This is a genomic window from Pseudomaricurvus alkylphenolicus (assembly GCF_011683955.1).
GTDB classification, from domain to species: Bacteria; Pseudomonadota; Gammaproteobacteria; order Pseudomonadales; family Cellvibrionaceae; genus Pseudomaricurvus; species Pseudomaricurvus alkylphenolicus.
In genome coordinates, this window is record NZ_JAAQPI010000027.1 from 1 (window position 1) to 15,714 (window position 15,714).

General features: G+C 52.4%; 14 protein-coding genes. 6 read left to right on the plus strand and 8 right to left on the minus strand.

Annotated elements, in window-relative coordinates; genetic code table 11:
- Positions 1-205: 205 nt before the first annotated feature.
- A complete protein-coding gene (locus HBA55_RS34285) occupies positions 206-1,333 on the minus strand; it encodes an acyl-CoA dehydrogenase family protein (protein WP_167000255.1) in 1,128 nt (375 codons plus the stop codon).
- Between the two features lie 113 nt (positions 1,334-1,446).
- The gene (locus tag HBA55_RS34290; RefSeq protein WP_167000256.1) at positions 1,447-1,977 is read right to left on the minus strand and encodes a flavin reductase family protein; all 531 of its coding nucleotides are present in this window, start codon (positions 1,975-1,977) and stop codon (positions 1,447-1,449) included.
- A 138-nt stretch (positions 1,978-2,115) separates the two neighbouring features.
- Between HBA55_RS34290 and HBA55_RS34295 the strand changes: the two genes are divergently transcribed.
- The 3 genes from HBA55_RS34295 (at position 2,116) to HBA55_RS34305 (ending at position 4,654) form a co-directional block, all read left to right on the plus strand.
- Entirely contained in the window at positions 2,116-2,820 is a 705-nt protein-coding gene (locus tag HBA55_RS34295) for a winged helix-turn-helix transcriptional regulator (protein ID WP_167000257.1), read from the plus strand.
- 146 nt (positions 2,821-2,966) lie between these two features.
- Complete coding sequence (locus tag HBA55_RS34300; RefSeq protein ID WP_167000258.1) at positions 2,967-3,536, plus strand: macro domain-containing protein; 570 nt, start codon at positions 2,967-2,969, stop codon at positions 3,534-3,536.
- 98 nt (positions 3,537-3,634) lie between these two features.
- A complete protein-coding gene (locus HBA55_RS34305; RefSeq protein ID WP_167000259.1) occupies positions 3,635-4,654 on the plus strand; it encodes an AraC family transcriptional regulator ligand-binding domain-containing protein in 1,020 nt (339 codons plus the stop codon).
- Between the two features lie 25 nt (positions 4,655-4,679).
- Here HBA55_RS34305 and HBA55_RS34310 read toward each other — a convergent pair whose 3' ends face one another.
- The 6 genes from HBA55_RS34310 to HBA55_RS34335 are packed head-to-tail and all read right to left on the minus strand — an operon-like array spanning position 4,680 to position 10,544.
- On the minus strand, positions 4,680-7,016 hold the full coding sequence (locus tag HBA55_RS34310; protein WP_167000260.1) for a TonB-dependent receptor: 2,337 nt from the start codon (positions 7,014-7,016) through the stop codon (positions 4,680-4,682).
- A gap of 41 nt (positions 7,017-7,057) precedes the next feature.
- Entirely contained in the window at positions 7,058-7,498 is a 441-nt protein-coding gene (locus HBA55_RS34315; protein WP_167000261.1) for a c-type cytochrome, read from the minus strand.
- Between the two features lie 34 nt (positions 7,499-7,532).
- Positions 7,533-8,078 carry a methylamine dehydrogenase light chain gene (locus HBA55_RS34320; protein ID WP_167000262.1) on the minus strand — a complete coding sequence of 182 codons (546 nt, stop codon included), beginning with the start codon at positions 8,076-8,078 and terminating at the stop codon, positions 7,533-7,535.
- A gap of 29 nt (positions 8,079-8,107) precedes the next feature.
- Complete coding sequence (locus HBA55_RS34325) at positions 8,108-8,713, minus strand: redoxin domain-containing protein (protein WP_167000263.1); 606 nt, start codon at positions 8,711-8,713, stop codon at positions 8,108-8,110.
- A gap of 40 nt (positions 8,714-8,753) precedes the next feature.
- Positions 8,754-9,290, minus strand: a complete 537-nt coding sequence (locus tag HBA55_RS34330) for a MauE/DoxX family redox-associated membrane protein (protein WP_167000264.1) — start codon at positions 9,288-9,290, stop codon at positions 8,754-8,756.
- Between the two features lie 24 nt (positions 9,291-9,314).
- Positions 9,315-10,544, minus strand: a complete 1,230-nt coding sequence (locus tag HBA55_RS34335; RefSeq protein ID WP_167000265.1) for an amine dehydrogenase large subunit — start codon at positions 10,542-10,544, stop codon at positions 9,315-9,317.
- A gap of 237 nt (positions 10,545-10,781) precedes the next feature.
- On the opposite strand from HBA55_RS34335, the gene HBA55_RS34340 reads away from it, so the two are divergent.
- From HBA55_RS34340 to HBA55_RS34350, 3 genes are all read left to right on the plus strand, one after another.
- Positions 10,782-11,195, plus strand: a complete 414-nt coding sequence (locus tag HBA55_RS34340) for a CopL family metal-binding regulatory protein (protein WP_167000266.1) — start codon at positions 10,782-10,784, stop codon at positions 11,193-11,195.
- A gap of 88 nt (positions 11,196-11,283) precedes the next feature.
- Positions 11,284-12,576 carry an efflux RND transporter periplasmic adaptor subunit gene (locus HBA55_RS34345; protein ID WP_167000267.1) on the plus strand — a complete coding sequence of 431 codons (1,293 nt, stop codon included), beginning with the start codon at positions 11,284-11,286 and terminating at the stop codon, positions 12,574-12,576.
- Positions 12,569-15,658 (plus strand): efflux RND transporter permease subunit, encoded by a 3,090-nt coding sequence (locus tag HBA55_RS34350; RefSeq protein ID WP_167000268.1) that lies wholly within the window; start codon positions 12,569-12,571, stop codon positions 15,656-15,658. The genes HBA55_RS34345 and HBA55_RS34350 overlap by 8 nt, the downstream gene beginning before the upstream one ends.
- Positions 15,659-15,714 lie beyond the last annotated feature (56 nt).

The following is a 15,714-nucleotide window of genomic DNA, read 5'->3' on the forward strand; positions in this document are numbered from 1 at the left end:
TTCGGCGGATCGGTGGATTACGAAGCGCAAAGCGCTTCTAATCCACCCTACGTCGTGCGGCCGTTGCGGACATTATCGAACGCCCATGGTGCCCTGAACCAGGATTATGAACTTCCGGTTATGGCACAGAAGAGACTTGAGCGCGAATACTAATACCCCAACAGCCTCAAAATTTTTCCAGTAGCACCGAAGCTGAAAAAGACCATTAAAACGCCTGACCGGGAGGTTCTTGCCCCAGCGCCACAGATCCCGTAAATAGCAACTGACGCTTTTCCTGCAAGGGATGAAAGTGCGAGGCCATAGTGTCACGTAACAAACTTTCCAGCCCAAAGCCGCGCATAAATCCTGGTCCGCCACAGGACTCGACAGCCTTACTGGCAACGGTCTTACAGGCAGCCGCCACGACGGTCTTGCGTTTAACAATCTCGTTGACGGTATCCACACTGGCCTCAAAATCAAAACCATCGATACAGCGAACCATGTCTTCGGTGATGACCCGAGCGGTTGTCAGGGCGTTTTCCATTTCCCCAATTATATAGGGTGTTACCGGGTCCTGGCTGTTGTTGCAGAATGTGCGGGCTTTTTCCGCAGCGGTTTCTGCAATACCCAGATAGACCGACATGATGAGGGGAAGGGCGACAGGTAAAACCACGCAATAGACGCCGTGAAAATCGCCGCGAGGTCGTCGTGTAACGATGCTGCCATCGGGTACGAATACCTTTTCCAGCTGTACACTGTTGGAACCGGAGCCGCGCATTCCCATAGGCGTCCAGTTGTCCAGTACGGTAACACCTTCGGCCTTGAGAGAGACCGGGAAATGCAGAACCTGCCAACCTTCCTCAGGATCGAGGTAGGGGCCGGAGGTTACCAGCAGATCTCCGGCGGGTGACCCACTGGCAAAGTGTTTGATGGCGGCGTACTGATATCCTCCGTCAACCTTGACCATTTCGCCATTGGACGCCAGCCAGTCACCCGCCCCAGTACTCACCAGTTTGAGTTCATTGGCGGCGACTTTTTGCAGCATAGGGCCGCCACCCTGACCCTTTTTGTCCTTGAATACGTTGGCTGCAATGATGTGTTGGTGCATTGAAAACGACAGAGCGGTTGAGGGATGGCATTGGGCCAAGCGTCGCAATAGCGCCGCCATGTCGCCGTAGGCCATGCCGCCACCGCCGTGTTCGACTGGAATCATGGCGGAGAATAATCGGTTTTCCGCCAGCAATTGATAGTTGTCTTTGGAAAAGATGTCTGTGGCGTCTGCCGCTGCACCGTTGTCCGCAATCATTTGTGCAATATTTTCCAGGCTTTCTAAGGGCTTAACGTTCATTTTCATCTCTCGGTTCTCCTAGGCGGGCAGGCCGCCAATCAGTGTGTAAGTATCAAACAGGAATTTCATTAGCGCGAATAATTTCATGGTGACTTCGATGTTCATGCTGGTCTCCGGATCTAAGCGATGGATTCTGGCGTTGATGTCATTTGACCTTGATAAAAAAGAAGAGGGGATTCGGTGCCGACCGAAAAGGAAATAACCTCTCCAATTAGCATAAGGTGGTCGCCTAACAGAATCTGGCGATATAAGCGGCATCGCAACCAGGCACTGCAGTCCTCGACCAGGGGCTCTGGATCGTTATTGGTTTCGGACGAGTCGTTGCAGTCTGTGTAGCAGCGTTCATTCAGAATCGAGAATTTGTCTGCGCCTCTTTTCGCAAAGCGTGTCGCAATCCGCTCCTGGCGTCGATTCAGAATCGACAAGGAGAAGTGGCTGCAACGCTGAAAATCCCCGTAGCTTGAAGCCTTCAGGTCGATGCACCAGCTGATCAGTGGCGGATGCAGGGATATTGATTGAAAACTGTTTATGGTCATGCCAACCGGACCTCGCGGTGTTGCGGTGGTGACAACGGCAACCCCGGTTGCCCACTGTCCCAGGGTCTGGCGCAACTGGCTTGTGTCCAGATGGTTATCAATAAGTTGGCACATGGTGTTTTCTCTCTGTTTTTTAACTGTGGAGTTAAGGTAGCTTTTTGCGGCAATGAGCAATACTGCGATGGGTGGAGTAATGCACTACACTTTCTGGAGTAACTCACTACACAGAAGAGAGTGAACAGGAGAATAGCCATGTCCGGAGCTGGATACGGCCAGTTTTGCCCCATTGCCAAAGCAATGGAAATTCTGGGAGAAAAATGGACGCTGCTGATCGTGCGGGAGCTGATCATGGGGGGCAGCCGCTTTAATGAGATGCAGCGAGGGCTCTCCCAGATATCTCCGACGCTGCTAACCAAACGGCTGCACGCTCTGGAGCAACAGGGGTTGGTGATTAAACGGAAAATACACGGTATGCGTGGTTATGAATATTTTCCTACTGATGCCTGTCGGGAATTGATGCCTGTTATCGAACAGATTGGCCACTGGGGGATGCGTTGGGCCAGAGACGAGATGAGCGGCAGTGATTTTGATCTGGAGCTGCTGATGTTATATCTGCAGCGCAGCATTGATTGCGACAAGCTTCCCGGTAACGAAACGGTTATCCGCTTTAATTTCTCGGATGTGGAGGACTATCAGACCTGGTGGCTGGTGGTCACAGACGACAAGGTGGACGTCTGTGTTCATGATCCCGGTAAAGAGGTGGATGTGTATTTCAATGTTGGCTTGCAAACCATGTGTGAGCTTTGGATGGGGGATATCAGCTACAAACGGGCGATTGCGGATGGTCGACTGGAGCTAGTGGGGCCAGCGGGACTTACCCGCAATGTCAGTCATTGGTTGTCGCCCAGTATTTTCGCCGGGATCGCCCCGGCACGTCAGATTTTGGAACCTGCCTGATTTTTTGGCGTCAGTTTCCCTTTATTGGCGTTACCGATAACCTCAGGTTCGGTTCCCATTCGCGATAAGAGCCTTTTGATCTTACCGTTACCGCTGGTATTCCTATACTGAATAGACCAGAGGAATAAATCGCGGATGAATCTATCATGTCGATCATCGATATTCAGTGTGCGGATCTGCTTAGCCAAAAAGTGGACGCTATCGTATGCCCGGCTCACAAACATCTGATCCGTGGCCGGGGTCTTTCAGCCCAGATTTTTGACCGTGCCGGGGAGCCATTGGAAGCGGAATGTACAAAGCTGCCGTCCTGCGCAGTCGGTGAAGCGCGCCTGACGTTGGCTCATAATCTGCCGGCTCGTTATATTATTCATACGGTTACGCCGCAGTGGAGCAGTGGAGACCAGTGGGGTGTTCAGGCGCTGGTGCTGCTCAGATGCTGTTACCAGAGTGCCCTGGAATTGGCTCTGGATCAGGGCTTGGAGTCAATTGCCTTTCCTGCGTTGGGGGCCGGCACCAATCGCGTTCCCCAGTGTTTGTCTGCCCGCATTGGACTGGAGGTGCTCGAGGGTCACAAGCGGGAGTTTCGCCGCCTGCTGGTGTGCCTGAACAATGTATCCAACCAGCACGAGTGGGAACAGGCCCATGCGGAGTTACTAAAGCGAATGGCAAAGCAGGCTCAAAAGGAGCGTCGTACCTCGGAAACTCTCAGTTCATAAACTCAGTTCTTGACTTGGGTTAATCTTGCGGTGGCGTTTAATCGGGCATCGTGATAAAAAGAGGCTCTCTCCAGCAACAGCCGAATTATTTCCAGTCCGTGAATTTACCGATCAGGTCTGCCAGCCGCAGTATCCAACCCAAATGGTTGCTGGACTATTTTAAAGCGCAACAGGTTGATTTTGTTACTTTGGCCAACGTCAGCGGTCAAGATCCCGCCACTCTGGTGGACAGTAAGGGAACCATGTCGCTGGATGCCTATCTGCAGTTGTTTACCTGGGCTGCGGAGTATTTTCACGAGCCCCATCTGGGCATTCAGCTTGCGAACAATGCCAGCGTGGATGATTTTGGCGTCTTCGGCTTTCTTTCCAGCAGTGCAGCGACCTTTGGCGACTTCTGTAAACTGGTGGAGCGTTACCAGCGCATTTTAATGCAGGGCGAGGCGTTCGAATTTTTTCGTCACCCGGATATGATCGAAATCCGTTTCTGTGTCGATACCGGGCTTGTCGATTGCCTGACTCAGGATATGGAGTATACGCTGGCGACTTTGGTCAATTTGATCAAAACATACGATCACGATCAATGGTATCCGGTAAAAACCACGTTTACTCACGCGGCCATAGAACCCTTTAGAGAGTATGAGAGCGTTTTTGGCTCTGACATATTTTTTTCTCAACCTCATAACAGCATTTGGATAAAGAGCGAAAGTTGGAATCTGCCCTTAACTACGGCCAATCCCGCTTTATTGGAAGTACTTACCTCCCAGGCCAATCATTTGTTGGCAGAGGTGGAGTCGCAACAGGATTTTCTGAGTCATGTACGCCTGTTGATTAGTGGCCAGTTGGGAACAGAGGGTTTCGATTCTGAGGCGTTGGCGTCCCAGTTGCATATGACCAGCCGAACCCTGCACCGAAGGCTCAGCCAGTACGGTACCTCGTTTAAAAAACTGAGAATGGATTTATTGCTTTCTGTGGCGAGAGAAGCATTGATTGACAGCGATGCCAGCGTTGCCGACATCGCTCAACGGCTGGGCTATTCCGAATCCAGCGCGTTTGTTCGTTTGTTCAAGCGGCAGGAGGGATTAAGCCCCCTTCAGTACCGCAAAACTCACCAACGCTAACACCGGCCGTTGGTGTCCTGTCTGGTTAAAAGGCAAAGCGAACTTCGGCACCCGCCAGACGACCATCCCCACGATGAATCAGATTCTCACCGGGGAGGATAGGATCATTGCTCAATTTCAAATATTCCTTATCTCCGAGATTGCGTGCAAACAGGGCAAACTCCCAGAGGCCTTGCGAGTCTACCAGCGCGGCGCGCGCATTAAACAGGGTATACCCGTTCTGAGCCCGACCGGGATCGTTGTCGATGGTGAAATATTGCTTGCTCTGGTAATTGGCATCCGCCTGCAGAATCAATTCAACCTGATCAAAGAGCTCTGTGCGGTAACGTCCTACCAGGCTGGCTGTGGTCTCGGGACTGTAGGGCGGTGCATTTCCTTTGAGGTCGCCTTGTTCCGTCAAGAAGCGCTCGAATTCAGATTCGGTATAAGCCAGTGATGCGAACAACTCCAGGTTAATCAGAGGTTTGATCTGCATTTCTATTTCCACACCACGTCCGCGCATTTCCGGGATGTTGACTGTGGTGGTGGCCGCGTTCTCAACCACTTGCACCTGGAAGTTCTCGTAGTCGTAGTAGTACAAGGCTGCATTGAGTTGCAGGCGTGAATCCCAAAGTGTGGACTTCAGGCCAAATTCGTAAGACCAGCTTTCCTCTTCGTTAAACGAGGTGCTGTCGTCAAAGCCTCCGGATTTGTAGCCTCTGGCGGCACTGGCGTAGATCATGGTGTCATTGTCCAATGAATAATCGATAGCCAGGCGCGGCGTCAGTTTGGTCCAGTTCTGCTCGGCAGGAATAACTTCCAGCCCGGTGTCGTCCCCCACCAGTGTGCGTTGACCGCCAAAAGCCAGTGCATCGAGGTCCACAGTTCCGCCTGTAGCTTCGGCCAGGGTGTCGACATAGCCTTGTACCAGGTTATTTCCCTCAAGCACACCAGAAGCGTATTGCCACTCCTTTTTGTCTCGGGAATAGCGCAGGCCGGCATTGACATTGATTCGTTCACTCAGTGCCCAGGATATATCGGTGTAAAGTGCAAAACTGCGGTAATCGCCTTCGGCTTCAGTTGCCAATTCTGAAGCCAGTCCGCAGAGTACCGAGCCACCGCTTTGTGCACATAAAGGAGATGGAAGCAATGCTTGCAAGGCACTGTCCAGTGACAACAGACCTTCATAAATCACCAGGTCCCAAAACGTCTCGTCCATTAGGAAATTGATCTGTTGGCTGACATTCTCGGCGAAGTAGCTGACCCCGAGCATCCAGGTTAGGTCACCGCTACTGCCATTTAAGCGTAACTCTTGACCGAAGCTTTCCGCATTCTCATCGAAGCCTTCACCGCCATTGTAGGTCAATACCGGAGCGGGAGTGCCATCTATATCCAACAGAACTTCGTTAACATATTCTTGGTAGGTGGTAATTGAAGTCAGGGACACGTCTTCATGGAGGTTCCAGTTAAGGCGAAAGTTCACGGCATCCGCCTGCGTTTTCTCATAGTCGCTTACGTCGTGACGTACGTCATCGTCAAAATAATCGATGGAACCCACACTCACACCTATGGCTTCAGCATATTGTGCAAACAAATTACTTGCATCATCAGGTTCGTTGGGGCGGCCTCCGGTGTCAGCATCCTGGAGGGTATATGTCAACAGCACTTCCAGATCGTCGTTGGGAGTGTAGAGCAGAGCAATTTTTCCGGCGGTAGCACGGTGATTGACGGGTGCATTGTTGCGGGTGATGTTTTCGACAAAACCGTCATTTTCTTCGTATACCAATGAGCCGCGAATGGCCAGTACTTCATCGATTAACGGGGCGTTTGCGGTGAGCGTACTGCGACTGTGTCCACGTGTCCCCAGCTGTTGGGAGATGTCCAGCGAAAGTTCCTGGGCGGGACGATTACTGGTGACGCTGATGGCACCGGCAGAGGTGTTGCGGCCAAACAGTGTTCCCTGAGGGCCTTTGAGTACCTCCACTCTGGCAGCGTCAACAAAGGGCAGGCCGGCAACGGTAATACGACCGGTATAGGCGTCATCGACAAATACACCAACGCTGGCTTCGCCACCGACACCAAAACTGTTTGAACTTATCCCTCGAATAGCGTACTGGGGGGTAGACAGCCCCTGATCGATACCGGTCAGCCCGGGTGTGTAGGCGACAACGTCATTGATCGACCTGACGCCCGCGTGTTTCAGAAACTCCTGGTTAAATGCCGACACGGCAATAGGTACATCCTGCAGGCTTTGCTCACGTCGTTGCGCTGTTACCACAATTTCTTCGATAGCAAATCCTTCGTCCGCCCAGGAATATGGGGTTGCCTGAGCTGCAACGACAGTTACCAAAGCCGCGCAAAGTCGACGATGCAGAAAAATCATAGTGATCTCCTCTTGTTATGAATGGGCCGTTTATCAGCCCGCTATTGGTGTTCTTGCAAACGATTTTTGTTGTTTATGTGATTGAGCAAATTGGCTCTGGTTTCTGTGACTTTTACCAGTTTGTACTGACGCAGGCGCTGTACCTCTTGCGCGCTGTAACGTTGAAAGCCATCCTGTACCGATTGCGGATCAAAGCTTGTCAGCATCCAGTTGGTCATTTCTGCCAGTTGTTCGCTGTTCAATGTTGATTGGGCCGCCCCCGGAACCTGGATAAGAAACTCGCGGCCACCCTCAACCTTCAGAAACTTGCCCATAAAGTTCTTCAGGCTTGGTACACCACGCTCGCTAAGCCCTGAACCGTCCGGCGTATGGCATCCCTGGCAGTGAAGCATGTAGTTGACCTTTGCACGGCGCTCGTCGGCCTGGATCGGTAGAGCGAACGCGGCGCCCAAGGCGGCGATGATAAGGAACAGAACAGGCATTGGAACGTCCTCGGTTGATCCCGGTTAACTCGGCTTATTGAATGCCAAGAATGATGGCCGTTGAGCAGTTGTACACCACATCAGCCGGCCCACCGGAACACCAATTAATGTTGTTGGAGTTTGCCGGTAGATACGCCGGTGTATCATTTTCGTTGCGAATGCACTGGCAGCGGCCGCAAGCGCTTTTGCCGCAGCAGTCGTTGTAGGAAATAATGTAGTCCTTACCGTCCGCAGGGTTTCGGCAGGTACCGATCCAGGTAATCGGCGCCATCTGAGTGCCTGGAGGGCAACTGGTTTTGGTACCGCCGCAGCAGCTGCAAAGGTATCCATCTATGGCACAATAACGCCAATACTCGCAGCTCTCGGGATCGCCGGGATCTTGACCCGGGGACACCTCTTTCGGGTCAGCACCAGCCTGTGAGGCTGCCTGGGCTCCATTGCGCCATACCGGCAAGAGCGGATATGCCGCCGTGCCTACAAGAACCGTCCCCACGCTGGCGAGAAAACTCCTGCGCGAGGTAAGTCGTGCGGATTGTCTTGTAGTGTTTTCGGTAAGCTTGTCAAACCACTTAAATAACATAACTTCTGATTCCCGATGATTGTAATACTTCAGGCACTGGTCTGTGCTGCCATAAAAGTCTGAACGGTTGGAGCGCCCAGCCGCCGAGCCTCGATCAGACTCTCCAGGTGTTCACGGGTGTTGACGAGCCCGTGGCTGATCAGTTTTCCGTTTTCTTCGATCAATACCCCGTAAGGCAGTTTCCCAATTTCAAATGCCACACCGAGCTCCATCGAAAGCACATAGGGAAATGCCTGCAATTGACGGCGTTCAATAAAGTCCAGATGAGCTTGCTTATCTCCATCACTGGCAAACACCAGATTCAACCAGGACTGTTCCTGTTTGGCGACGGACGTAAGCACAGGCAACAGGGTTTTGCAGACCGGACACGTTTCCGATAAGAAGAACAGGAGGGTGCAACGGGCCTGGGGAAAATCCGCTCCCAGCGTGACATTGCCGCCGGTCAGACTTGGCAGCTGGAAGCTCGGGACCGGCTCACCCGCTCGCAGGGATTGTTTGTCAATCGAGAGGGCACCCGCTGGAGAAATCCTCTCATGAAGTAAACCAACCTGACGCACCAGCGCAAGCACAGTAATTGCCAGGGCAATAATGGCGCCCCAACTGATGGTGGTAGCAACAAGAAGTGTTGTATTCATTCTATAGACCTATTTTTTCAATCGTTGGAGCCGTCGCCGTTTAGCTCAATGCGGAAAGGCGATGGCGGTTGGCGTCCAGAGTGTTGCAAATGTGGTAGAGCAATGTGGTCAAGCCAAGGCCATAACATACAATTCCCATATCGAACCACTCGACAACTCTAGGGGTCGTTGGCAGCAGTAGCGACAGGGTCAGCAATACCAACAGCCCGTTACGCAATACCAGAAAACCGCTGATTCGTTGTCGGTGACTGCCAAGGTGGCAGCCGCAATCGAGATAGCGACGTCCACGCACAAGGTTAACTGCCATCGCAAAGGCGTAGGACGTTAACAGCGCTGCCGTCGAGACACTGCCCAGGTCTCTGGTGTCCGGAAACATAAGGGCAAGGGCAGATGCCAGTTCACCCAAGGGGATAATGATCGATGCTGCTCTCGGCACTGGTTCAGGTAAGATCCGGTATTGCTCCAAAACGCCGCGAAACATCTTCGGGTGGCGAAGTTTTTGCCAGGCCGCTGTTGCCATCAGCAGTGCAAGTGCCAGGCACACTATCCATTCAAACACGGGGTCAATAAAAAGCATCTTGAGTACCTTTGAGGAGCGTGCTTACTGCCAGGGTTGAATCAGATTTGGCAGTTTGCCGATGCGGGGCAGGGAATGTTGCAGATCTCCGCTGGCAAGTTCGTAGGTATCAAAACTCATGGTTGCGAGCCTGGTCAGGTATTCTCGCCCCTCAGCGAAGTAGAGCCAAAGACTGAACAAAAACGGAATCTGCAAGTCCACGCCCACCGCGTAGAGTTGCGCTTCCGGTCCCTGACTGATATTCATCCACAGGGCGGGGTGTTCCAGTTCAATGACCTGGACGCGTTTGTGACTGTCCAGGTCATATACCCAAACCTGATCCGTCGGATCTTCGAATTGTTCCGGTCCCCCCTGAATCATCAAGGCGTACAGGCGGCGACTGTCCTGGTGGATGGCCAGGTGCTGGAGGCCGGCTATGCGCCAGTTATCGTCCCGCTCATCTTGACTGACCAGAGACCAAGTGGGTGCTGCAGTCACATTGCCATCACGTGTTGTGAAAGCGTGCACATAACCCTCCCGCGAAAGGTGGTACCAGGTATTTGCCAACCTCGCACCGCCTGCGGTGATGGGGTCAGCGGCCGGATCGAATACCGGGTCCCGGCGGATCTGTTTTTGCAACTGTCCTTGGTCGTCCAGCTGAATGCCCATAAAACTGCCGTCGGCGCAGACGACATTGAAGTCCCGGTTGCCCACGGCATAAATTTGGGTACAGCCCGGGGTTTCAATTTCCGCGACAAAACGCCGTTGATCCAGGTCTACAACACTGATTGAAGTGGCCGGAGTCAGGTTCAGTACCAGCAGGAATTTTTCATCGTCAGACAGCGAGCTAACACCCTGGGCTTTAACGGTGGTTGCCCGCTTGCTTGGTAACAGAACCTCGCCGGTGGGTTGCAGCGTTTTTGGATCGTAGAAAGTCACAACATCCGAGCGTTTGCCGTGGGTTCCACGGGAGAAGTGTGTTTCGGGCGAGATGATTTCATTGCGGGTTTTCGGCAAGACCACACCGCCATACCAGTAACCGGTGTTCAGCGCGCCTAGATATCTTCCCCGATCGACATCGACAAAGTGAACGCGTCCATCGATGGTATGGGGAATATTGGGGTCAGAAATCGTTACGATATGGGCTTCCTGGCGAGAGGGAAGGATTTCATGTTTGCCGAGATCATCGACAGGTAGGTTGGCCATCACCGCTGAGGAAAACAGCGGTGCTATCCAACAGAGAGGTATCAGGCTTTTGGCCCAAAAAGGTTTCATAGGCGCTTTCTCTGAGGTGAAAGATGGTTGCGAATACAGGTACTACTTTACGGATGGGCGGTTTGGTCGGCATGACCCTTTCAGACCAAAAATTGATCTTTTCAGACATGTAGTGCGATGAAATCTGGCACAAGTGTTCGTGCAAAGGTGCATTAGGCCGCGCCATCAGGGCTACAACCAATTGTCATTTGCTGACATAATGCGCGCTGGTTCCACTGATCGACTGCTGTTATTCAAATGATTCATCGCCGATTCAAGACATTATTGGTGCTAAGCCTGCTACTGACCCTGGTCAGTCAGTCGCTATTGGCCTCGGCGATAATACTGTGCTCCCACACATCAGATCAGGCAATGGCGTCCACAATGGATCATGGCTTGATGAACCACGTTGCCGTGAGTCATGATGCTATGAATCATGAAACCATGAATCACAAAGCCATGAAATCCGGGAGTGGGGATCATGGCCCCATGCAAGACTGTTGTGACAAAGAGCAGTGCGCGGTCAGTTTGTGTTCACCCGGTAGTTCCATCGCCGTCGGATCCCTGGCTCAATTGCCATCAATGACAATGGGGCAGCTTGCTGTTGTCAGCTCCCAAGGTTTTCCTTCCTCTCTTTCCTCTACTCCGTATCGTCCTCCGATTGCCGGCTAAAGCAGGGCAATTGCGCCTGCAAAACGGTTAAAAAGTGAATTATCTGTTGTAACACAGTGTTTCATTGCGCTGTGGCTATGGAGGTACGATGATTAGGTTGACGACGCCGTTATCACGAATCACCGTGGGATGCTTATTGTTGATATTCCTCGGTGTCTTGTTTTATCGGTGGGAAGCGATTCCCTTAGACAGTTTGGTAGAAAACTATCCCCGCCCGCAAGCTGACGAGCCAGAACCCTTATACTGGGTTGCTCCCATGGACCCGAATTTCCGACGCGACAAGCCCGGCAAATCCCCTATGGGAATGGACTTGATACCGGTGTACCCATTGTCCGATAAAGTTGATGAAAGCCTGGTGAGTCTGACGCCGGGCGTACAAAACAACCTTGGGGTCCGCACGACAGTGGTTAAGCGGCAGCAACTGCCAACCACTATCCGCACCATGGGACAAGTGCACTACGATGAAGAGCAGCGGGTTCATATTCATCCGCGTGTCGAGGGATGGGTGGACCGGTTGTATGTCAAAGCAGCGGGTGATCCAGTCTTGAAAGGGGAGCCACTTTACGCCTTGTATTCACCGGAGCTTGTGAATGCGCAAGAAGATTTGCTACTGGCACTAAAGCGCAAGGATTTCGGGCTGATTCAGGCCGCCGAGAATCGGCTCCGGGCGTTGCAGATTGATGAATCTCATATTGCCCGGCTAAAGCATGACAAAAAAGTTCGCCAGACCCTCACCTTTTTTGTTCCACAAACCGGGGTCGTTGACAACCTGAACATTCGGGAAGGTTTTTTCGTCAAGCCCGGCACCACTATGATGGCCGTGGCATCCTTGGATGACATCTGGGTGGAAGCGCAGGTGTACGAGCGGCAGTCGCCGCTCATTGCCGTTGGCCAAGAGGCAATCATGACGTTGGACTATTTGCCCGGTCGACGTTGGCAGGGCAGAGTGGACTATGTCTACCCTTCATTAAATGCCGACACACGCACACTGCGAGTCCGCTTGCGGTTTAAAAATCCCCAAGGCGACCTCAAACCCGGTATGTTCGCTCAAATATCCATTTACCCGGATGCTCGTGAGAAAGCTCTGGTGGTGCCCTCTGAAGCTGTTATTCGAACCGGGAAGATGGACAGGGTTGTGAAAGCGTTGGGGCAGGGGCGCTTTCAATCGGTTGAAGTGAGGCTGGGAAGATGGGGGGATGATCAGGTAGAAGTTCTAAGAGGTCTGGAGGAGGGGGAGCAGATTGTCACGTCTGCACAATTCCTGTTGGATTCTGAATCGAATAAACGGGGTGGTTTACAGCGCTTGAACCGGGTGGAGGATCTCATATCAGCACCCCACCAACACCATTCAATGAATCATGGAGAACACCAGCATGATTGAGTCCGTGATTCGATGGTCGATCGCCAACCGCTTTTTCGTATTGCTGGCTACCTTTGCCATTGTCATTGGTGGGCTCTATGCCGTCAGACACACGCCGGTGGACGCGATTCCAGACTTGTCAGACGTACAGGTCATCGTAAAAACCCGTTACCCGGGGCAGGCACCACAGGTGGTTGAGGATCAGGTGACTTATCCTCTGACGACAGCGATGTTGTCAGTGCCAGGTGCGGTAACCGTTCGAGGCTATTCGTTTTTTGGCGATTCCTATGTCTACGTTATTTTTGATGAGGACACCGATTTGTACTGGGCCCGTTCGAGGGTACTGGAGTACCTGAGTCAGGTCGCCCCTTCATTGCCTGAAACGGCACGTCCTCAGTTGGGACCGGACGCCACGGGCGTAGGCTGGGTATTTCTCTACGCATTGGTGGATCGCAGTGGTAAGCATGATCTCAGTCAACTGCGTTCATTGCAGGACTGGTTCTTAAAGTACGAATTACAGAGCATTCCCGGCGTATCCGAAGTGGCAACAGTTGGGGGGATGGTCAAGCAATACCAAGTGACGGTGCATCCGGAAAAGTTACGAGCCTTCGGCATTCCGCTGGCTCACATTCAGATGGCCATTCAGCAAGCCAACCAGGAAGTGGGGGCCTCGGTGGTGGAAATGGCTGAGGCTGAATACATGGTGAGGGCTTCCGGCTATCTCAATAGTCTCTCCGATCTCGCCAATATTCCTCTTGGCGCCAGTGCAGAGGGTACTCCATTGAGGTTGCAGGATGTTGCCGATATCACGCTGGGTCCACAGATGCGACGGGGCATTGCAGAACTCAATGGCGAGGGTGAAACCGTGGGAGGCGTGGTGGTTATGCGCTCCGGCGAAAACGCCCAGACCACTATTGATTCGGTCAAGGCTAAACTGGAACAGCTGCGGCGCGGGCTTCCAGCCGGTGTAGAGATTGTTACCGTTTACGATCGCTCCAGTCTTATCGACAGAGCGGTGAAGAACCTGTGGTCAAAGCTACTGCAGGAATTTGCGGTCGTGGCATTGGTATGCGTGATCTTTCTATTGCACGTGCGCTCTTCCCTGGTCGCTATTATCAGCCTGCCTGTGGGAATTCTGGCAGCCTTTATTGTCATGAAGGTTCAGGGGATCAATGCCAATATTATGTCCCTGGGGGGGATCGCCATTGCCATTGGGGCGATGATCGATGGTGCAATTGTCATGATAGAAAACATGCACAAGCACATGGAAGACAAGCGGTTGACCCCTGAAAACCGTTGGCGTGTTGTCGCGGATTCCGCGACCGAAGTCGGGCCTGCCTTGTTCTTCAGTCTGTTGATTATCACGGTGAGTTTTCTGCCAGTGTTTACCTTGCAAGCACAGGAAGGGCGACTGTTTTCACCCTTGGCCTTTACCAAGACCTACGCCATGGCGGCAGCGGCGGCACTGGCAATAACACTGGTACCTGTGTTGATGGGTTATTTTATTCGCGGCAAGGTGATTTCAGAACAGACAAACCCTATCAACCGATGGCTGACCAAGGCCTATTTACCTGTGCTACGAGTGGTGTTGACCTATCCCAAGTCGACACTGCTCGTCGCTTTGGTGCTCTTGTCCACCAGTCTGTGGCCATTGCAACGAACGGGTAGCGAGTTTATTCCACCGTTGGATGAAGGGGACTTGATGTATATGCCCACGACCTATCCAGGTATTTCGATAGGAAAGGCTCGCCAGTTGCTCCAGCAGACAGACCAGCTTATTCGCACAGTACCGGAGGTAAAGAATGTATTCGGTAAAATAGGGCGGGCCGAAACAGCGACAGATCCGGCCCCTTTGACAATGATTGAAACCTTTATTCAGCTTAAGGATCGCAGCCAGTGGCGGCCGGGAGTGACCTCGGAATCACTGCAGCGTGAACTCGACTCCCTGATACAGTTTCCTGGATTGACCAACGCCTGGGTAATGCCAATAAAGACCCGCATTGACATGTTGGCAACCGGAATTAAAACCCCGGTGGGTATCAAGGTGGCAGGTACAGATCTGAAGGTTATCCAGAATATTGGCGAACGACTGGAATCGCTGCTGAAAGATATGCCCGGTACAGCCTCCGTCTATTCCGAACGGGTTGCTGGGGGACGCTACATCAAAGTGGATATTGATCGTGTGAAGGCCAGTCGATACGGGTTAAATGTATCGGATATCCAGCAGGTCATTGCCGCGGCAGTTGGAGGTAGAAACGTTACCCAAACCATTGAGGGACGAGAGCGTTATCCGGTTAATCTGCGTTACCCACAATCTTATCGGGACTCGCCGGAGCAATTACGGCTCCTGCCTATTGTGACTCCTAATGGGATGCACATTGCACTGGGAGATGTGTCCAAGGTCACTATTGAGGACGGACCTCCAAGTATCAAGAGTGAGAACGCCAGAATCAATGGTTGGACCCTTGTGGATATTGAGGGCGCTAATTTGGGCGGTTACGTCGACCGGGCCAGGGCTAAGGTTGACGCCGAGCTGAAATTGCCTCCCGGGTATTCAATCAGCTGGTCTGGCCAATATGAGTACATGTTACGGGCCAAAGAGCGTCTAGCCTATGTGTTGCCGTTGACTCTGGTCATTATCGCTGTATTGCTGTACCTGCATTTTCAGAGTTTCAAAGAGGTATTGTTATTGATGGCTAGTTTGCCTTTTGCAACGCTTGGCAGTCTGTGGCTGATTTATTTGCTTGATTTTAACTTCTCAATCGCCGTGGGTGTGGGATTTATTGCATTGGCCGGTGTGGCAGTAGAGATCAGCGTGATAATGCTGGTTTACCTTAATCAAGCACTGGCGGGCATGAGGGGCCAAACAGATGAAGAGCTTAAACTTGCTATTCTGCAGGGAGCCGGATTGAGGGTGAGACCCGTGGTCATGACCGCTGCGGCCATCATCGTTGGTCTGTTGCCGATTATTCGGGGAACGGGAACCGGTTCTGAAGTCATGAGCCGGATTGCCGCGCCTATGGTCGGTGGTATGGTGAGCGCGGTATTGTTGACGTTAGTGGTATTACCTGCGGTTTTTTATCTCTGGAAACAGCCTCGATAAACAGCGTACTTACTAATCCTTTATCCTCGAAATCACCGGGGATAAGGGGCCAGGCG